The following is an 18,999-nucleotide window of genomic DNA, read 5'->3' on the forward strand; positions in this document are numbered from 1 at the left end:
TAATTACAATTATGATAGCATACATAAAATTAAAAGACCATGATATATAGGTCATGATATGGCACAATCAAGCTTAGAAGTAAACAAATCAAATCCTAGGAATAGTACCCTATAAGATTTTCTTAGGATGATCCTTTCTCTGAAGATATTTTATAACTATTTGGTACTTTTTTTCGACAAAAGTTTATCCAAATAAATGGATTTGAACTGTTTACGCGCCATCATTTGTTTTAGAGGTGGTAATTTAAGTATAACGCCAAGTACCGCCGCCATCGCTCGGTGATTGGCGAATGCTTGGTTGTCAAATATGAGATTCTGGAGGGTCCCTTTTTCGATGGCTTGTAATACAAATCGATGGGTGCTGTTGACTGGTGTAATGACCCGAGCCGCTCTTTTCACAAGTTCAATGGCGTTAGTAGGACAACTTCGCACACATACACCACAACCCAGGCATACTTCCTTGTCTATTACAGCTACCCTCTTACCCTCATTGTCATTTGACATAGATATTGCTAATACTGGACATACTTTCTCACACTTTTGATTATATTGCATATATTGGCTAATCGTTGTATTATTTAATATAGGTAGGTGATACTCCGTGAAATTAACAATGGACTAAGAGAGGTATACATTCCTATGAAAGAAAACTATTTAAAAAATGAGTTGTATGATTTAATTAATAATGATACGAGCATTTTTGAGTTTATACAATCAGGGTCTTTAGATGGCATCTGGTATTGGGATTTGGAAAATCCGGAAATTGAATGGATGAGTCCAAAATTCTGGGAAACACTTGGGTATAACCCAGATGAGAAAAAGCACTTAGCAAGTGAATGGCAAGATATTATTTTTCAAGAAGATTTAAAGTTAGCCATCGAAAATTTCGAAAGACATTGTGCAGATCCTCATCATCCATACGATCAAATTGTACGATACAAACACAAAGCCGGTCATACCATCTGGATAAGATGTAGGGGTTTGGCCATCCGAGATGAAAATGGGAAAGCCATTCGTATGTTAGGCGCTCATACGGATATCACGGATTTAAAAGTGGCCGAAAAAGAAATTTCTCGATTAACCGAAGAATATGAAAAAGTCTTTAATGGCACTCAAGATGCAATGTTTTTGATGCGCGTCTTGGAAAATGGTGAATTTCTTTATATCCGAAACAACCTTGCCCATCAAAATAAAACAGGTATTCTTCTTGAACATATCATGAATAAATCTCCTCAAGAATTACTTGGCAAAGAGATGGGAGCTATTGTTTCAGAAAACTATAGAAAATGTACAATAAACCGTACAAGCATCACTTATGAAGAAAATCTCAGTTTACCTGGTGGGGATTATCTTTGGTTAACGACCTTAACACCTATTATTGAAGGTACAAAAGTAACTCATATTGTAGGTTCTGCGACAGATATTACTGAACGTAAAAAACTTGAATTAGAACTTGAAAAACAAGCCAATTATGATAAATTAACCGGACTACCCAATAGAAGGTTATTCTTTGAACGACTAGAGCGATTGGTCGTAGAAAATGAAAGAGATGGCAGAAAGTTTGCCCTCCTTTTTATCGATTTAGATGGTTTTAAGGATATCAATGATCGATATGGTCATGAAGTTGGGGATGCTGTCTTAATCACAGTAGGTAAAAGGTTGTTAACATGTATTCGAAAATCAGACACCGTCGCACGTATGGGTGGTGATGAATTTACAATTGTTCTTCGTAACATTGAAGATCAAGAAAATGTAAATCGTCTTGTTAAAAAAATTCATACCATTCTACAAAAAGTTATGCATATTGATTCTATTGAGTGTAAAGTTAATTCTTCTATTGGCGTTGCTATCTATCCCGAAAATGGTAGAGATAGTGAAACATTATTAAGAAATGCCGACGCATTCATGTATGAGATCAAAAGAAATGGAAAAGGCGGTTATAGGACTTATTTGATGTAAGCTCTTAGAAGTTTAACTATCTATTTCCCAACTTCATTAGGCGCTTATCCTATTTCAATTAAACTTAATAATTACCAGTCTTCCAAAATCACTTTTAATAAGGTTAATGATTTATTGGCCGTTTTACTTTCATTAGGTCAAATTATTTTGTTCCCATTCTTGGAAAGATTTTTAAAGTTCTTCCACTATTTCTACTTCCTCTGGCCTAAAAAGTTTCTTTGCAGCGTTTAGATTAATCAGTAACCTAATATGCATGATGATGCTTATTGCCATCAAAATAAACAGATATACACCGCTACCCTCTTTTGACATATTCAATGAAAAACTCATGACCAATAAACACAATCCTTGTATCACCGCATACCGCTTGAGCTCAGACCCAAACTGATGAGACAAGGTTGTTTCTTTAAGCATGGTCATATGTACCGTCATGCCTTGATATATATAAACCACCAGTAACAGTTCACTCAGCCACCCAACAATGATCACAGCATAGTTGAAAAAAGTACCCATCTGTATCCATCCAAGCATCCCTGTAACAACATCCAGTATAGAAACACATATCATACTTACTGACAAAAATCTAGCAAAACGAAAAAACCAAAAATCTGTTTTGGCATATAGATATCCAAGTCCCAAAAATACCAAATAGTACCCAAGGACATCTGGTAATAGATCAAATCTGCCAATATTAATATCGATTAGGACCAGTAAGAACCCACCAAAAATATATTTATACCCCTTATTCATGTTCCGTCCTCCATAACGCTACGAAAGATTCCACAGCGGCTTCGTTCATGCCGGTACCATAAAAAGGATAGTAAATCCAAGTATCATAAGATTGACCGTCTTTTTCATAGACCATGTCCAAGGATATCATATTAAAACGCCATTCACTTGAGGCATCCTTATCCTTTGCCGTATAAGCCATCTCAAACCCTCTTTTTACCTCTATGGGCTCTGTAAGGTTCATCAATGCATCATAAGAATAAGTTCTATCAAAGTCAACAATGAGGCTCATATCCAAATCATCCCTATGGGGCTCAAAAGATGATAAATCCAGTGATGTGATCCTAATTGGGGTCTCTGTCTCAAAATCAGCAGTAAAATGATCATTGCTCCCACCACCACCTTTTCTTAATCTATGTTCCTCCCAATTATCTTCCGTTCTTATTGTAATTCGCCCAAGAGATACCGGCATGATGGTGCCATCGTCAAAGATAGCTGTACCCCTACCAAAAGTAAGGCTACCCTTTTCTTCCATTCGACTTATGTCTTCATCCGTCAAATAAAGATTGATATACCCTTGTTTCAACGTATAATAACGCCCTATCTCATCATTGTACGGGTTGTTATTCGTATCGCTGGTATACATGAAGCCACCAAAACCAGCGTTCTGAATGATGGACTGTTTAGCATCCAGACCATAAAAGCTTATGGATTTAAGCCTTCTTGTGTCGCTGTTATTGGTGATATAGGATACGGTCAGCTTCTCATTCAACATTCTGTTATAATTTATTTCTTTATTGATCTCTGTAAACAGAGGCTCAGGAATAACCTGATAAGATGCATAAACAACATTACTTATAGCTGATAGCGTGACCAGCGCTGCAATTATCATGCTGTATCGTTTTAATTTTTTTTCTGTCATATTCTCTCCTCTTTATCTTTTTTAAAGCGCCATCTAGATGACACCCATCCTACATATGTTGAAGGAAGTGTTTCTAACTATAATAACAATTAATGCCTTGGTTTTGTGACACTTTGTGTCCAAGTTTTTATCCAGATAATTTCCTTTTGTATATATTTCATCATACTTGGTTAAGATCCTAATTATTTAGTTGTATTGAATACCCTTCTACAAAAGCACTTTCATTAAAAAAGTAAACCTGAAAATAGTCATCATTAACAATCTGTCTTTCTACGAGTGGCTTCCCTTCATAATCAACACCTATTTTTTCAAGGATCATATATTGGGCTTGATCACCTACTTCAATATTACTTGGTACATCATGAGCGTATATTTTTTCTGCAATGATCTGATTGTCATGCTCATCCATCTGCTTTAATACATAATGATCCACTTCATCAATACCTTCGACATTAATCTTGACTTCAAAGCTTTCCGTGGACTCACTGTTACCTACACGACTCGTTCGCTCCTCTGATAAGAACATAGACATACTTCCTCCACCACCATCTTCATTACCCATAGATATGCCTGAACCTGAAGTGAAATAAATCTCACCTTCATCCGTCTTATATACCGGATTTAGTACAGCCAATATCACTGGTGCATTTTTTGCAAAAATTGTACCTTCAATACTTTTTCCATTATCCTTGACACTTATATGTACCAAAGACACCTGGTTGCTGCTTCCCACTCTGCTATAACTTTCACCATCTTTTTCATAGCTCGCATCTATAAACAAGACGCCCTCATAGTCTTCAAAAACGACATCACCAGGATTGTTCTCGTTTATTGTTCCATAGACTCTTCCTTCATGTTTAGAATCCATCAAAACTTCTTCGCCTTGTATCAATTTGTTGCTATTTTCTGATGCAAATGCCTCAAAATCGAATAAATCAATATAATCTTCAGTTACAAAAACCCCAACGAGCTTATCCTCTTCCCTTGTATTACCTGCTTCTGCTACCGCCAATTGACATCCGGATAATATCACTGATATCATGGATAGCATCACCAGACTGCCCATTATTTTCTTATGCATCCTCATCATCCTCCTCCATTCTGCCATCGAATTTTAATATATCCCCTAATTCACAGTCCAAATAATAACAGATTTTATTCATTGTATTGAACCTTATGCCTTTTGCTTTACCACTACGCAATATAGATAAGTTTGCCTCTGTAATATTGATCAAAGCGCACAGTTCTTTTGATGTCATATTTTTTTCCTTCAGCATTTCAGTTAAATGCACCCTAATAGCCATATCTGCCTCCTAGACAAACAAATCCATTTCTTCTTTGATTTTTGAGCTGTGTGCAAAATACTTTGCAAGCAACAGGGTTATGATGACAATTAAGATCGATGTTAAGGGTATATCAATATGATAATTACTATGAATCAGCTTGGCACTTGCTATTAATTGCAGTATGTTTATAAAAATGGATGCGATCACTGTTATGATAATGGCTTGTCTGCATTTATTTACTAATTGAACCGCCTTTTCAATTACTTCATGGCTATACCTTTCAACTTTTAATGCCTGCACCAAGTCATAACCAGCTAAAATAATGAGTATTTGATAAAATAGTGGAATCATTTTAGTTCCATTTCTTAATAGAATAAAAAGATGTGTAAGTGAAAAATCAATACCCGCCATAGTATTAGCCGCTTCAACCGCTTTCATTTCACCTTTAATATCAAATGGCAAAGCAAAGGTTAATGTCAGTACTGAAATACCTGCGAATATAATAAGCATGGCTTCAAGATCAATAAGTAGTCTATCCGTCATCCCTGTTTGAATTCTGCGAAGCAGACGCATAATTATGTATCCAATTAACACAATGTAGACAACGCTTGATACACCTATTTTCCACGAGCCTTTAAGCATAGAAGGTGCTAAGATACCTTCTGCAAAGCCTGGGTTAATCATATAATACATACTAAAAAATAATAGAACACTTAACAATAATAGCAATAGGTCCTCACTCTTTTGGATGCCTTTTCGTATTCTTATACTTAGTAAAATGAGTGGTGCCAAACAAAACAACACATAAGCCATCCAAGCCATAACATTGCCAAAGGGGCTATTTAATGACAGTATTCTAAGTAAATAACCTATTTGTACAAATGGAAAAGAAATGATACTGTCATAACCAATCGCTTGATCTTTCATCAGAAAAAAAGCAATGATACAAATAAATCCTTCTGCTATTAAGACACTTACCAACCTTTTTTTATCCATATCCATCTCCTTCTATTATTGTTTTACGATAATCATAGGACTATTATATCACCTAAATTATTGTTTATCAATAATTACTTGGACCGGAGGGACAGTTCTTGTGGCGCTGTCCACAATTACTTAAGCTTTTTTAGAAGCATCGTCACGCCAATTATGTCATTTTCTAACTCGTCACATTCGGCTAATTGGCTGGTCATATAATCTTCAAAAAGTTGAGCCCGCTCTGAGTACCTATCCTTAAGCTCTATTGTTCTTCTTCTTAAATATTTCATCTGTTCTTCCAAGACATCCGAAAGTTCTGATTCGTTTATTGGCAAGTCTGCCACTAACTCAAACCCTGTTTTCTTTATGATTTCTAACCATTTTTCTTTGGTCAGATAGGAACCTTGAGATTCTGATCTATCGTAGCCATCATCTATTAAAACATACCCCTCTATTTTTATCGTTTCAGATAATTTCAGTAGAGTTTCCTCCTGATTCCCCAGCACTTCACCGACAGCGCCCAAAATGACAATATCATAACCCTTTTCAATTTCTACCGCTTCGTTAATATCTCCAACGACAAACTCGCATAAGGATTCAACTTTATATTCTTGAGATTTTTCTTTTGCCACATCAATAAAGTCAGGAATAAGGTCGATACCTTTTACTTGGCATCCAAATCTCTTGGCTATACTAATACTTACAGCGCCCTTACCACATGCTAAATCTAGTATCTTCGTGTTTTTACTAACGATCATATTTTTAAATATAAGATCTATCATATCCTTAGGGGATGATCCTAGTTCCCACAAATCCTGAAGCAAGTATGGCAAGAATGGAATAATTTCTATAGATTCTGCTGTTAATGATTTTGCTAATTTTTCGTCTCTGCTTGACATTCTCATCTCTCCTTTGACCGATAAACTCAAATATACTTTTTAATTGTTACAATTCCAACTACTTTCGTAATTTTTTTATTTTTCGGCTATAACAAGCATTTCATAATCCTCTGTTTTAAGTTGATCTTCTCGTGAATAAGCACCGATCTTGGCTCCGTAAATCTCAACATTTTTATACTCTAAAGATTTAAGCATCCATGTTATTTCACATGGAACATAGTACCTTTCATTACATTCAAGCTGGTATTCATGCCCGTCATCATCCGTAAAAGTAGTGATATTATAATCTCTAAAGCTCATCAAATCAAAGGTCTCACTTTTGTAATGTGCGCCTTCGTGATGATCCCCTTCATGAAAATCATTGATGGAATGATACAAAGGAAACAAACCATTAAGGGTTGTAAATATAAATTTTGCTGGTTTCTTTAATGATTTTGTGACATTCTTCAATATCTCAAAATTCATTTCGTCTGTTTCCATAAGCGGAAAGCCACCTTCACAAAGCATAATGGCAACATCAAACTGATTATCAAAAGGAAGATTTCTGGCATCACACCTTAGAAAATCAATTTTAAGATTATTTGCTTTTGCCTTCTCTTTAGCTTTTTTAAGCTGCGCATCCGATAAATCAATACCTGTAATCTGATAACCTCTTTTTGTGAGTTCAATTGCATGCCTACCGGTTCCACATCCAACATCAAGTATTTTTAGTGATTGATCGAAATTCAGTTCCTTCTCAATAAAATCGCATTCACCCCTTGTGCCTTGGGTGAAAATTTCTTTGTCATATTTTTCCCCGTAGTTATCAAATAATTTTTCATACCACTGTTTCATCCTATAATACCTCCCGTTACCTAATCGGAGGACGATTCCTCTTGGTTTCTGGTTCCCCATAGGACCACAAGAACCGTCCCTCCGATCAGATTGTCTTATCATTATATTAGTTTAACTCTATCTAGCATTGATATCAAGTTTTTTCAAACCGGAGGATTGGACCGGATGTATGACCACAAGAACCATCCTTCAGATCAGTTAATGGCTTCTTCCATAGAAAAATCAATACCAGAAAAGCCGTAACCCCTTCAGCAAAAACTGTGGTAAACCAGATGCCGTTTCCCCCCCAGAAGATGGGAAATACCGCCAAACCAATCATAATCAGAATCAGTCCCCGAAGAAGGGCAATACTCAAGGACTTTACCGCCTGCTCCAAAGCTGTGAAATAAGCAGAACCAAGGATTCCTATAGCCATAAAGATAAATGACCAGCTGATATAACCAGCCACTTCCATAGATAGAGATGCCGTCTTTGGATCATCGATAATGAAGATACTTACCAGTCCTTCTGTTTGCCAACAGATCAAAAGAAAGAAGATTCCGCTGACTATCAGTCCCGCACCCATTACTCTTTTCAATGTCCCTCTAACCCGTTCATAACAGCCAGCACCATAATTATAGCTAAAAATCGGCTGTGCCCCAGTTGCCATGCCTATAAAAATCTGGGAAGCCAGAATCAAAAAATACTGAACCAATACAAAGGCTGCCAACCCTTCTGAACCCGTATACTCTAATATTTGGCGATTGTAAAAAAGTGTGGTCACTCCCACTGCCAAGCCACTGAAAAGTTCCGAGGATCCGTTCCCTACAATTCCTCCAATTTCACTCCAACAACCTGTAGTTGTTCCTATCCTCAGTCCCGATAGTTTCTTTACTGTTTTCCGAAGAAAATATCCCAAAAAGATGCACGCCCCAAGAGATTGAGAAATACCAGTAGCCAATGCTGCTCCCCCCAAGCCCATATTCAAGGGGAAGAGGAATAAATAATCCAGTACAATATTCAATATAGACGTAAAAATCATCACTCCCGTAGCAAGGTTGGGACAACCGTCATTTCTGACGGATCGTTCCATGATAAAGAAGAGAATGATCGGTGTGAAAAATAAGTGATAGGCCTTTAAGTATTCACTAGCATAAGCCCCAAGCTCAGGATCCGTTCCTAAAAAAGCCAAGATTCCTTCAAATCCCAGATTAATACTAAGGCTTGATACCAGACCGATAAAAACGCCTAAAACAAGAACCACACTGAATACACCTCTGGCTTTTTCCTTATCACCCTTTCCTAGAAGAACTGAAATCTTTGCATTTCCTCCTACACCAACCATTGTTGCCAGACCAATCGTCAAGGCCAAAACGGGAAACAGCAGATTAATAGATGCCATAGGTCCCGGACCCAGCCGACGTCCAATAAGAATACCGTCTACAATTCCGTAAAGTCCCATCATCACCATGGCCGCCACGGCAGAGATAAGATTCTTTGCGATTAATTTTCCAAGCGGTTCTGTCAAAAATTGCTCTCTGACTTCATTGCTCGTACCATCGATTTGTTTTTCTTCATTATTTTTCATAAGTGTATCCTCCTAAGATTGTTTATGAATGAATATTATATTATTCATTCATTTTGATTTTTAAAAAGGCCTTATGGTTCAAGACCTTTTACGATAAAGTGAATAAGATCCTCCAGTAGTCTTGGAAAGTGTTTTTCCCCGATTTCATCCCGGTGAATATCTATAAATGCGACGGAATTGAATAATGCTAAAATATACTCCCTATCTCTTTTAGAATCAAGCTTTCCCTGAGACTGCCATTTTCCCACGATCTCCAAGAAGAAAGGATAGAAAACATCTTCCACATTGCTTTTCTCCATATAGGGTTCTCCCACTTTTTTGATAATGTTTTTAAAATTCTCCTTTTTATACCACTCGACTAAAATGGGATTCTCTTTCATTCCATCCAGGAGCTGAGGGATTAGGTCCACCAGAACAGTTGATATCTCTCGATCAAAGTTAATCGATGTCATAATCTGTTTTTTTAGTTTTTGATCCTCTTTTAGGAACACATCCAAGAAGACCTCTTCCTTTGAGGAATAGAAGTTGTAAAAGCTACCTACTGCTACCCCTACTTCCTTAGTGATTTCCGAAATATTCGTTTTCTTAAATCCTTTTTGAATGAATAACGCCCTTGCTACATTGAAAATCTCCAGTTTAGTTGTATTCATTTAGGCCTCCTATGCTAAGATATGAATGAATAATATTATATTCATTCATATCTTAGCACCATAACTATTTTTTGTCAAGTTTTTTTGACCAGAGGAAACTGACCGGAAGAACCGTCCCTCCGGTCAGGTCAGTTTAGTTTCTTGCGAAGCCGCATAATAGTATCTTTTCCTGTAATGACAGCTATTGGGAGTCCTCCTGGAGGTTGAAGCCATTGTCCACTTAAGACCATATTTTTAAGACCTTTAATACGCCCGGTATGTTGTAATGGCTTTCCGGAAAGTGTGGGCCAAAAGCCCATAAAGGCACCACGATAGGCATTGCAATAATGTTCATAAGTTTGAGGACTTGCTACATCAAGCAGCTTAAGTTTCCCCACCATATGGGGAAATCTTTTTTCCATTGTCTTAATTACGGCTTCTCCAATTCGTTTCTTCTCATTATTGTAAGCCTCTTTGTCTTTATATAACGCTTCCCATACCTCCAGTTCGTCTTGAAATTGATTAATGGCAAATGTTATGACTGTATGGCCTTGAGGTGCAAAATCCGGTTCATAGGCGTAATGCGTCATCTGCAAATGTTCTATTGGTTTTTTGTTTTGCTTGATATCTATTGATTCTACAGGGAACTTAAGGGTCCGTGGAATATCTTCCATTGTACCTTCATAACCGATTCCAACATAAATATTTGAAGCTAAGGGGTAGACTTTAGAATTCTTGAATCTTTTCTGAAATCTGGGGTCCGAATATTTCCCATTTAGTAATCGCTCATACAGAGTATTGGCATCGCAAGCCGCAATAATAAAATCGCCTTCAAAAATTTTACCGTTTTTACACTTAATCTTCTGTACCCTATCACCTTTTATATCCAAATCTACCACTTCACAAGATGGCTCTATGGTTCCTCCTAGTGATGTATAGCGTTCAATCATTCTTTGGGCCATAGCTTTTGATCCTCCAATAGGAATAGAAGATTGATCCCCTGTGAACATGCCTAAGGCAAAAATAATTGATGAAACACTATAGTCTCCATCTGGCATAAACGAATAAATGGCCATTTTTAGGGCCGGATGCTTAAACCTATCGGAAAACGCCTTGAAGGTGACTTTACCATATTTTTTCATAATCATGCCTGCATCCTTCATAGAAAGCATAAGCTTTGCTTTTTCAATAATATTCATCATATCCATTGGCTTTCCTGCCGGCATCGAAAAAGAATGTAGCCTTTTGATATCTATACAAAATTCCTCAATGATGTCTTTGTCCTCCGGAGAGATCTCCAACCAACTCGATTTTAACCTTTCAATATCACGATAAAAGTGTACTGTAACATCCCCGTGCTCAACAGCCATAAAACTTTCAGGATGATAAATCTCCACCCCATCAAGGGCACCCACCGTATCCCATAGATTACGAAGAGGTGTTCCTTCCTTTGTACCTACTAGCCAGTGTATACAACCATCTATATGATAACCCTGACGATCCCATCCGGTACATTCTCCACCTAGTGTATGGTGCTTCTCCAAAATGACGCTGTCAAAACCATTTTTTTGAGCGAAAATACCGGCACTAAGTCCAGCGATTCCGCCACCTATAATAACTATTTTATTCATTATAGCTTCTCCTCTCTTTTTAATAGTTGTGCTCGCAATATATCATCTCCCACTTCCATAAGTAACTGATCAAACCCTTGATTATCCATCCATGAGGGCACATGGCCATTGGCCACCATAGCGGATAGCCCCATTTGGAAGACGCGCATTTTTAAGAATACTTGTCTACGTTCTTCTAGAGTCCAATCTCTCATCATTTCATCTTCAGCCATCGCCTCGATCATGTTATTTTCTATCTTTTCGTAGGAAGCCATATATGGATTCGGTTGTATGGATAGTTCTTGATATAATACTGGATATTCCCGGGCAAACTCAAGGCTAGCTTTTCCAATATTTTCAAATATGCTTTTTCCTTTTTGTTTTGCAAGCAATGCTTCTGATATAGAAAATATGCGTTCTACGACGGCAATGACCAAATCATCAATTGTAGCAAAATTAACATAAATAGGTGCTACTGAAGCTCCAAGCCTAGCTGCTACACTTCGGGCGGTAATTCCAGTCAAGCCCTCTTTCTTTGCAACATCAAAAGCTGCATCTATAATTGCTTCTTTGTCAAATTTTACTTTTGGTGGCATACTAATCACTCCTTACAGTATGTTATATTACTTAAGTTATATAATAAGCTTTAATAGAGTATTTGTCAAGTGTCAATTAGGATTTTGATGCTAAATTATATACAACATATAGGTTATATTGATACACTCATAACTATATATTGTTTATAAAAGCTCAACCATATCCCTTTAACACTTCAACCAATGATTGAATCTAAAGTAAATTTGATTGTATAAAAAGTTTTTCATAGTGATATTTGATAAATATTTGGACATTTTGTTTGCTTATGATATAATTAACTCATTATTTAAAGACATAATATAGAAGGGTACGTAGGATTATGAAAAAAGCTTAAGTTACTAATGATATTTTGCCTTTTAGAGGTGGAAAGGAGTATACCATGAAAAAAGTGATTGTGTTTGGCCTTGTATTGATTTTGGTCCTGAGTGTGGTAAGTGGTTGTAGTGGTAATAAAGAAGATGTTGCCGAGAACATCCAAGAAACCCCAGCACCAACTGAGGATGTAACTGGGGATGTTCAGATTGCCAGTGAACTTGAGCAAATGGTTGATCATTTTCGCGGTGCCGGACTTAAAATTGGGCAATATGAGGAAAAAAATTACGGAATCATTGGCGCTACCTCAGGATTCGGACTAGAGGTTGAAGGTGGTAACATCGAGTTGTATTATTACGATCCAGACGAGACTGATTCAGATATTCTGGATGCCTTGGAAAACAAGCATAACCCCGATGCCACATATGCTATCGTGATTAATGGCTACTATGAATTAGCTCTGGCACTACATCCTGAGCAAGAAAGAATTATTGAAGTATTTATGAATTACTAACTGATATTTCATAAACCCTAGCGACGAATTGGTCAGCAGTTTTAACAATGCTGGCTACTTTTTTGTGGTGTCATTCATCGAACACTCTAGGATATCTGGCCTTAAACCAATCATATATACTTTCAACAATAACTTTAAATACCCCGGCCAAAGGTACCGAAACCAGAAGACCTATGAGCCCCCATAGGGATCCGCCTAATAGTAGGACAAAGATAATCGCTACTGGATGTAGACCTACGCTGTGTCCTACTATTTTGGGCGAAATCAAATTGCTTTCAATCTGCTGAATAACTATAAAAGCCACTATGACCCACAGCGTTTTCCATGGATCTGATGATAGTGTGATGAATACGGCAGGTATGGCACCTAAAAAAGGCCCAATGTAGGGAATCAAATCGCCCAAACCTGCTAAAAGGCCTAATACAATCCAGTATTCAACGCCAAGAAGCAGGAGAACGAGGGAGCTCATCATACCTATGATCATGGCCACAAGTATCTGCCCTCTTATAAATCCGCCAAGAACGCCATCAATTTTTTTCATTAGCGGAAACACCCATTTTCGACTCCCTGGTAGAACCAGTTTTTTTGCAACCGCTGAGAACTTATCTGCATCTTTCATGAAATAGAACGTCAATACGGGTACCGTTACTATATGGACAAGGCTAGAAGCAAAAGAACCAACTCTAGAGACTATTTTTCCTGTGGAACTACTGAACCAGTCTGTAATTGACTGAAAACCTATGTTTAAACTTTCAAACAAATCTTCAATTGTGTTGGGGACGATATATTGCTCATCGAAAATACGCTGGTACCAATCCGAAAAACGATCATACCCATCTTTCCCTATATTGGGAAGGGTTTCTAAAAGACTGTTTAATTCCGTGACCATCATAGGGAAGAAAGTATAGGAAAATCCAACAATCATTAGAATAAGGCCAATGAATATAATCAATACGGATATAAACCTGGACAGCTTAAAAGACATGAGATGTTTTACCAATGGGTTAAAAGCATAGGCGAATACGCCTGCAAAGATAAATGGTGTAAGGATAGAAGTCAGTGTAGCCAAGTGACGCCAAATCCACCAGAAAAATACGGATCCAAGAAGCATAAAAAACAGCAATTTCAGATGGGAGAAGTTTAAGGACAATTTGTTATTTTCGTTTACATGCTTATTACCTATGTGATATGTAAAATATACCAGAAGACATAAGAGAATAAATAATACACTTAGTATCATCTGTTCTAAAACACCACGGTTTAAAGTGGATTCTATGACTTGACTCGACCCATTCTCGCCCATCCGTTTTCACGCTCCCATTCTTTAATAAAAATCTATCAGTACTATTGTAGCATATAGTACATACCCATATCCATGGTATAAATGGCGTAATGTATTGCTTTATTTTACTAATGGTTGCCGGGCACACTATAAAAAAAGGTATCATTCTCATAGAAATGATTACCTTTTTTTCACTACAAATTCCTATTTATTTTGGCCAATTAAAAACGACACCTTTGGATCCATCAATATTTAAAGTTAGCATTATCTCTTTGGCCTTTTTACTTGAAAGCTTTTGAGCCTTAGTAAAATAAATGTCTACAACGACTTCTTCTAAAAAGTGATTAACACCAACAATAATATACTGGTCTTCTGTCTCAAGTAAGCGAAGGACCGGAGCTTGCAACTCATCCGTTCGTTCACGATGATGTACTATTTTTTCAATGATTTCATACCCACCCTTATCAGCGTATGACATCAGTAGATTTTCTAAAACGATATTCTCTGTGGATTGATAAGCATTAAATACATACGTACCAAACCAATATGCTTTGCCTTCACCAATTCTATTGACTGTATACGCTGTAGTGCCGTCATTAAACAAGCCTAGGGTTTTTGCAGATAAAGGTTTTGCCATCTGATGATACAATTTACTTGGATAAGTTATATTATTTAAGTCTGAAAAAGTCAGATTACTGGTAGCCGGTATCTCTGATAAATCAAAATGTTTTAGCCCAAACAATTTTTCTAGAGTATTACTATTGTTATCCATTGTTCCTGCTTCATCAAACAATCCCGGACATGCTTCTGAAATCAGTGTGCCACCTTGCTTTACAAAAGAATAAAGGCTTTCTATTTCATTTTTTGATACTGCTAATAACATGGGCAAATAAAGCACCTTAACTCCTAGTTCAGTTATGTTATTTACATGATCTGCATGTAAGAAGCCCATAGGTATTCCCGTTCTATATGCCGCTTTGTAAATACCATTGATACTGTCTACGTAAAGTTTATCCATCTTCCCTGCTGAGTATGTCAAGACTTCTGTTTGCCTTGATATATAGATTGCATTTGATGGTTTCATGCGTACCGCTTGATCTAACAGATTGTTATTAAACAACTTGGCACATTCTCCAGCTGCTAACGATCTTTCTGTATTTTCACCTAAAAGTCCGGTCAGCCCAAACCCAGGTGCTTCTATACCTGAGGGTTCCGGTGCATATTGCCAATAAACGCTTCCTTTTCCTCCCATCAATACTGTATGGTAATTCCACAGTATAATGTCACGTCTCTTAGGTGTTTCTCCACCAAGAAGACCTGCTTTACCACCGCCTCCTTGAAGTTCGACTTGGTAAAAACACTTACCGTCTGATGCTTCAGCTACCATCTCATTATGCATCATATGTTTGTATAATTGATCCTTTTTCATGAGCCATTTGGGGAAGCTTGTCAATCCGAAAATGTCTACTTCCTTTGCTAATAGGAACTCATCACCAAGCTCATTGGCCAGCCCGCCAACTAAATCGTTACCAAGATAGCCACTATAAGCAACATGCGTTTGAGTTTTAATATTTGGCGCACCTTTTTTTATTGCTTCAACACGTATTTTAAGCCATCTTTGTAGGTTTCCAAGCCAGAATAAGCGCCAGTCCATCATATCCGCCCATGTACCAAATCTGGGTGGCGGAACAACTTCCGTCCAGCTTCTATAGGTTCTAAACCAAGCCGTGTTCAGATTCTCGATTGCGTCATATTTGTTCTTCAACCACAGAATAAATTGTTCTTTTGAATGTTCACAATAACATAAAATATCTTCTCTATAATCATACATTGGCTCTAGATGTGGTTCATTCCAAACATCAATCGAAACAATACTATTCTCATCCTTGTAATGTTCTGCTGTTTTCTCAAAAAAGCGTGTAACAAGTTCTACTGCCTTAGGATTGTCAAGGCATAAACCTGGCCATCCCGCAGATGGAAGATTCGCAGGTCCACCATAAGTGATTTTTAATCCATCTTTTGTTTCATAATAAGCATCTTCGTTACCTACACTTGTCCAGTAAGGTGCTCCCTCAGGAATAACATTAATGATAACGCCGAGATTATTTTTTTTAGCAATTATAATCAATTCATCCAGTTCACTAAAATCAAAAATGCCTGGTGTTTTTTCAATCCAATTCCAAACAGCCCATAATTTAACGACGTTAAATCCAAGTTCTTTCATATTTTCCATGTCGCGCTTCCAACAATCTTTCATTGGAAATGGCGGACGGTAATATTGTGCACCATAATACATCATAATGAAAATCCTTCTTTCTATAATTATCCTTTTACTGAACCGGCTGTCAAACCTGTTACGAGATATTTTTGCATAAAAAATCCAATGATTATGATTGGCACCATTGTGATCGCAGCTGCCGCACTGGTTTTACCCCAATCTACTGATAAAGCTCCCGTATATTTTGCAATCGCTACTGTTAATGTATAGGTCTTTATATTGGTTAACTGTAAAGCAAACATTAATTCATTCCAAGAGTACTGCATTGTAAGAATGATTGCAGAGCCTACCGCTGGCTTTAATAATGGAAATATGATGAGGAAAAGTGATTTCATTCTTGAACAGCCCATAACCTTGGATGCTTCCAATAACTCTTTAGGCAAACCACGCATAAACGAAAGCATAAGCCATGTAATAAAGGGTAGCTGAATTGCCGAATGGGCAATAATTGGTGCAAAATATGTACCTGTTAGTCCCATTTTATTCATCATGATATATAGAGGAATTAAAATCGTTATTGTTGGTACGAGTTTCCCAAGAATCATAAAAACGGAAAAATACTCTCCAAACTTAGATCGATAAATTAAAATCCCATAAGCGGTGAACGTACCTAGTAAAATTACTATAACGGATGTACTTATCGCTACTACAGCTGAATTAAAAAAATACTTCATAAAATTATCATTGATTAAAACTTTTTCAAAATGACTGAATATTGGCTTAAAAAATAATTCAGGAGGCATTGTTTTTATATCCAATGTACGTCGAAATCCATTTGAAATAATTATATATATAGGTACCACCGTCCATACTAGGAAGATGACCAAAATCAATTTTTCAATAACACTAAAATACCATTTTCCTTTGAATTTCATTTTTTATCATCTCCTTATTTGTATTCTTCATGCTGAACTCGATTATTATGTATAAACGGAAGACCAAACAACAAAAATGCTAATAACATAGCAAATAAAGATATCGTTGATGCATAACTCATATTCGTATTTACAAATCCTTGATTAAATGCATAAATATTAACTGACATTGTTGAATTATTAGGTCCGCCTCCTGTAAGTGCATAAATTATGTCAAATATCTTAATTGTATCTACACCACTAATTAATAAAATTACCATATACATAGGTGACAAAAATGGTAGGGTAATCTTTTGAAAAGCTCTGAAAGAACCTGCTCCATCTACATATGCTGCTTCATAATACTCATGAGGTATGGATACTAAACCTGCTGTCAATATAATGATTACAAACGGCGTCACTTGCCACCAATGGGCAATAATAATTGAAATCAACGCAGTGCTTTGTGAAGTTACACCCGGGAAGTCCTTTATGCCCAAACCAAAGAGTCCCAAAAACCAATAGAGTATGCCTTGGGGATCATAGATATATCTCCAAATCAAACCAACAATGATTGGTGATACCAAAAGTGGCATCGTAATGATAGGACGTAATATTGAGGACATCCTGTGACTTAGACGAAAGATTAATACAGCTGCTATCGTTCCAAAAAATAGGTCACCAGATATCGCTCCAATAGAAAACAATACGGTAACTACCATACTTTTCAATGCAGTTGAATCATTAAAAAATCTTACAAAATTGTCAAAGCCAATAAAATCTCTTGTTAAATCAAAACCACCCAAACTAAAATCAAAAAAACTAATAAAAGTACCAAAGAACAAAGGTATAATCATAACAAACGTTATTAATAATAGAGTGGGTAAAATTAACAAAAATGGTAATAAGTCTCCTCGTTCAAAAGACAAATTAAATTTTTTTTTCATAAACTGTACACCTCTTCCAAAAAATTTAGGAGGTGGTATTACCACCTCCTGGTTTTACACTATTTTTTATAATCGCTAAAATCTACATCTTTAAGCGTTTCTTGTAATTTTTTCATGGCTTCTTCCGGATCAATGTCCGTAGATGCTATTTCAGAAAGTGTTGCAATAAGTGCATCTTTCATTGTTTGTGTTTCCTTAAGTACAGGATCCATCTTTGCGCTTGACAACGCTTCCATAACAACCGCTATAAATGGTGCTGCTTCCTTTACTTCAGCATCTTCACTTAACGCTGTAATACCACTAACTTGTTGATTAATAAGTGTTTGACGTTTTTCAATTTCAGGACTTGTAAACCACTTAATAAAATCAAACGACTCTTTCGGTTTTTCGGTATTATTTGCAATTGCCCAAACCCAGAATTGATTATTTCCAACGACATCACCTGTTTTACCAGGAAGTGGTGCATATTTAACGGTATCTACAATTCTTGATTGATCAGGATCTGCATTAAGATTCGCTAACGCACTCATTGTAATACCAATTGGTGCAACTCCTGTTCTTACCGCTTCTGCAACATCATCATGGTGCCATGCAAGTGAACCATCTAAAGAATATTTTACGAGTTCATTATAAGATTTTGCAGCGAAGATACTTTCTTCAGATGTGAAGTCAATGTTGCCTTCTTCATCAAAGTAGTAACCACCCGTTCCAAACAGAATTTGTGCATATACTTGTGTAGATGCTCCACCTTGTCTAGCCGGAAGTGCAATACCTGTTCCTTCAGTTTCCTTAAAGTACTTAG

18 protein-coding genes and 1 pseudogene are annotated in these 18,999 nt (G+C 36.8%); 2 read left to right on the forward strand and 17 right to left on the reverse strand.

Translation table 11 applies throughout. The features are described 5' to 3' along the window. Positions 1 to 156: 156 nt before the first annotated feature. A pseudogene (locus tag P0N36_RS11240) lies at positions 157 to 540 on the reverse strand (4Fe-4S binding protein); the annotation flags it as partial. A gap of 99 nt (positions 541 to 639) precedes the next feature. Here P0N36_RS11240 and P0N36_RS11245 point away from each other — a divergent pair. Further along, the gene (locus P0N36_RS11245; RefSeq protein ID WP_275842945.1) at positions 640 to 1,959 is read left to right on the forward strand and encodes a sensor domain-containing diguanylate cyclase; all 1,320 of its coding nucleotides are present in this window, start codon (positions 640 to 642) and stop codon (positions 1,957 to 1,959) included. A gap of 171 nt (positions 1,960 to 2,130) precedes the next feature. Here P0N36_RS11245 and P0N36_RS11250 read toward each other — a convergent pair whose 3' ends face one another. The 11 genes from P0N36_RS11250 to P0N36_RS11300 all read right to left on the reverse strand — a co-directional run bounded on the left by P0N36_RS11250 (position 2,131) and on the right by P0N36_RS11300 (position 12,009). Then, complete coding sequence (locus P0N36_RS11250) at positions 2,131 to 2,709, reverse strand: hypothetical protein (protein WP_275842946.1); 579 nt, start codon at positions 2,707 to 2,709, stop codon at positions 2,131 to 2,133. Then, entirely contained in the window at positions 2,702 to 3,610 is a 909-nt protein-coding gene (locus P0N36_RS11255; RefSeq protein ID WP_275842947.1) for a hypothetical protein, read from the reverse strand. The genes P0N36_RS11250 and P0N36_RS11255 overlap by 8 nt, the downstream gene beginning before the upstream one ends. 178 nt (positions 3,611 to 3,788) lie before the next feature. Continuing rightward, positions 3,789 to 4,691: a hypothetical protein gene (locus P0N36_RS11260; protein ID WP_275842948.1), complete on the reverse strand. Its 903-nt coding sequence runs from the start codon at positions 4,689 to 4,691 to the stop codon at positions 3,789 to 3,791. Beyond that, positions 4,684 to 4,914, reverse strand: a complete 231-nt coding sequence (locus P0N36_RS11265; protein WP_275842949.1) for a helix-turn-helix domain-containing protein — start codon at positions 4,912 to 4,914, stop codon at positions 4,684 to 4,686. Before P0N36_RS11265 ends, P0N36_RS11260 begins: the two co-directional genes overlap by 8 nt. A gap of 9 nt (positions 4,915 to 4,923) precedes the next feature. Further along, a complete protein-coding gene (locus P0N36_RS11270) occupies positions 4,924 to 5,892 on the reverse strand; it encodes a hypothetical protein (RefSeq protein WP_275842950.1) in 969 nt (322 codons plus the stop codon). A 116-nt stretch (positions 5,893 to 6,008) separates the two neighbouring features. Further along, a complete protein-coding gene (locus P0N36_RS11275) occupies positions 6,009 to 6,773 on the reverse strand; it encodes a class I SAM-dependent methyltransferase (RefSeq protein WP_275842951.1) in 765 nt (254 codons plus the stop codon). Positions 6,774 to 6,848: 75 nt separating this feature from the next. Beyond that, positions 6,849 to 7,607 (reverse strand): class I SAM-dependent methyltransferase, encoded by a 759-nt coding sequence (locus tag P0N36_RS11280; RefSeq protein ID WP_275842952.1) that lies wholly within the window; start codon positions 7,605 to 7,607, stop codon positions 6,849 to 6,851. Between the two features lie 133 nt (positions 7,608 to 7,740). Then, entirely contained in the window at positions 7,741 to 9,174 is a 1,434-nt protein-coding gene (locus P0N36_RS11285) for an MATE family efflux transporter (protein WP_275842953.1), read from the reverse strand. A gap of 71 nt (positions 9,175 to 9,245) precedes the next feature. Beyond that, on the reverse strand, positions 9,246 to 9,824 hold the full coding sequence (locus P0N36_RS11290) for a TetR/AcrR family transcriptional regulator (protein ID WP_275842954.1): 579 nt from the start codon (positions 9,822 to 9,824) through the stop codon (positions 9,246 to 9,248). A 128-nt stretch (positions 9,825 to 9,952) separates the two neighbouring features. Then, positions 9,953 to 11,434, reverse strand: a complete 1,482-nt coding sequence (locus tag P0N36_RS11295) for a phytoene desaturase family protein (RefSeq protein ID WP_275842955.1) — start codon at positions 11,432 to 11,434, stop codon at positions 9,953 to 9,955. Beyond that, positions 11,434 to 12,009, reverse strand: a complete 576-nt coding sequence (locus tag P0N36_RS11300) for a TetR family transcriptional regulator (protein WP_275842956.1) — start codon at positions 12,007 to 12,009, stop codon at positions 11,434 to 11,436. Before P0N36_RS11300 ends, P0N36_RS11295 begins: the two co-directional genes overlap by 1 nt. 380 nt (positions 12,010 to 12,389) lie before the next feature. Here P0N36_RS11300 and P0N36_RS11305 point away from each other — a divergent pair, with 380 nt between their 5' ends. After that, on the forward strand, positions 12,390 to 12,836 hold the full coding sequence (locus P0N36_RS11305; RefSeq protein ID WP_275842957.1) for a hypothetical protein: 447 nt from the start codon (positions 12,390 to 12,392) through the stop codon (positions 12,834 to 12,836). 70 nt (positions 12,837 to 12,906) lie between these two features. Here the strand turns inward: P0N36_RS11305 and P0N36_RS11310 are convergent, their stop codons facing one another. The 5 genes from P0N36_RS11310 to P0N36_RS11330 all read right to left on the reverse strand — a co-directional run. Next, a complete protein-coding gene (locus P0N36_RS11310) occupies positions 12,907 to 14,139 on the reverse strand; it encodes an AI-2E family transporter (RefSeq protein ID WP_275842958.1) in 1,233 nt (410 codons plus the stop codon). A 187-nt stretch (positions 14,140 to 14,326) separates the two neighbouring features. Then, a complete protein-coding gene (locus tag P0N36_RS11315) occupies positions 14,327 to 16,417 on the reverse strand; it encodes a beta-galactosidase (RefSeq protein ID WP_275842959.1) in 2,091 nt (696 codons plus the stop codon). Positions 16,418 to 16,440: 23 nt separating this feature from the next. Then, the gene (locus tag P0N36_RS11320; protein ID WP_275842960.1) at positions 16,441 to 17,271 is read right to left on the reverse strand and encodes a carbohydrate ABC transporter permease; all 831 of its coding nucleotides are present in this window, start codon (positions 17,269 to 17,271) and stop codon (positions 16,441 to 16,443) included. A 14-nt stretch (positions 17,272 to 17,285) separates the two neighbouring features. After that, positions 17,286 to 18,197 (reverse strand): carbohydrate ABC transporter permease, encoded by a 912-nt coding sequence (locus P0N36_RS11325; RefSeq protein ID WP_275842961.1) that lies wholly within the window; start codon positions 18,195 to 18,197, stop codon positions 17,286 to 17,288. Between the two features lie 59 nt (positions 18,198 to 18,256). Continuing rightward, positions 18,257 to 18,999, reverse strand: a 743-nt coding sequence (locus P0N36_RS11330; RefSeq protein ID WP_275842962.1) for an extracellular solute-binding protein, incomplete at its 5' end; no start/stop codon positions are given.

The sequence above is a fragment of the Petrocella sp. FN5 genome (assembly GCF_029210395.1).
Classification (GTDB): domain Bacteria; phylum Bacillota; class Clostridia; order Lachnospirales; family Vallitaleaceae; genus Petrocella.

Bases quoted from the DNA above. Each gene is read 5' to 3' on its own strand.
- P0N36_RS11285 (WP_275842953.1), bottom strand. From the start codon at position 9,174: ATGAAAAATAATGAAGAAAAACAAATCGATGGTACGAGCAATGAAGTC.
- P0N36_RS11325 (WP_275842961.1), bottom strand. From the start codon at position 18,197: ATGAAAAAAAAATTTAATTTGTCTTTTGAACGAGGAGACTTATTACCA.
- P0N36_RS11265 (WP_275842949.1), bottom strand. From the start codon at position 4,914: ATGGCTATTAGGGTGCATTTAACTGAAATGCTGAAGGAAAAAAATATG.
- P0N36_RS11300 (WP_275842956.1), bottom strand. From the start codon at position 12,009: ATGCCACCAAAAGTAAAATTTGACAAAGAAGCAATTATAGATGCAGCT.
- P0N36_RS11250 (WP_275842946.1), bottom strand. From the start codon at position 2,709: ATGAATAAGGGGTATAAATATATTTTTGGTGGGTTCTTACTGGTCCTA.
- P0N36_RS11245 (WP_275842945.1), top strand. From the start codon at position 640: ATGAAAGAAAACTATTTAAAAAATGAGTTGTATGATTTAATTAATAAT.
- P0N36_RS11290 (WP_275842954.1), bottom strand. From the start codon at position 9,824: ATGAATACAACTAAACTGGAGATTTTCAATGTAGCAAGGGCGTTATTC.
- P0N36_RS11260 (WP_275842948.1), bottom strand. From the start codon at position 4,691: ATGCATAAGAAAATAATGGGCAGTCTGGTGATGCTATCCATGATATCA.
- P0N36_RS11255 (WP_275842947.1), bottom strand. From the start codon at position 3,610: ATGACAGAAAAAAAATTAAAACGATACAGCATGATAATTGCAGCGCTG.
- P0N36_RS11315 (WP_275842959.1), bottom strand. From the start codon at position 16,417: ATGATGTATTATGGTGCACAATATTACCGTCCGCCATTTCCAATGAAA.
- P0N36_RS11310 (WP_275842958.1), bottom strand. From the start codon at position 14,139: ATGGGCGAGAATGGGTCGAGTCAAGTCATAGAATCCACTTTAAACCGT.
- P0N36_RS11280 (WP_275842952.1), bottom strand. From the start codon at position 7,607: ATGAAACAGTGGTATGAAAAATTATTTGATAACTACGGGGAAAAATAT.
- P0N36_RS11320 (WP_275842960.1), bottom strand. From the start codon at position 17,271: ATGAAATTCAAAGGAAAATGGTATTTTAGTGTTATTGAAAAATTGATT.
- P0N36_RS11295 (WP_275842955.1), bottom strand. From the start codon at position 11,434: ATGAATAAAATAGTTATTATAGGTGGCGGAATCGCTGGACTTAGTGCC.
- P0N36_RS11275 (WP_275842951.1), bottom strand. From the start codon at position 6,773: ATGTCAAGCAGAGACGAAAAATTAGCAAAATCATTAACAGCAGAATCT.
- P0N36_RS11305 (WP_275842957.1), top strand. From the start codon at position 12,390: ATGAAAAAAGTGATTGTGTTTGGCCTTGTATTGATTTTGGTCCTGAGT.
- P0N36_RS11270 (WP_275842950.1), bottom strand. From the start codon at position 5,892: ATGGATAAAAAAAGGTTGGTAAGTGTCTTAATAGCAGAAGGATTTATT.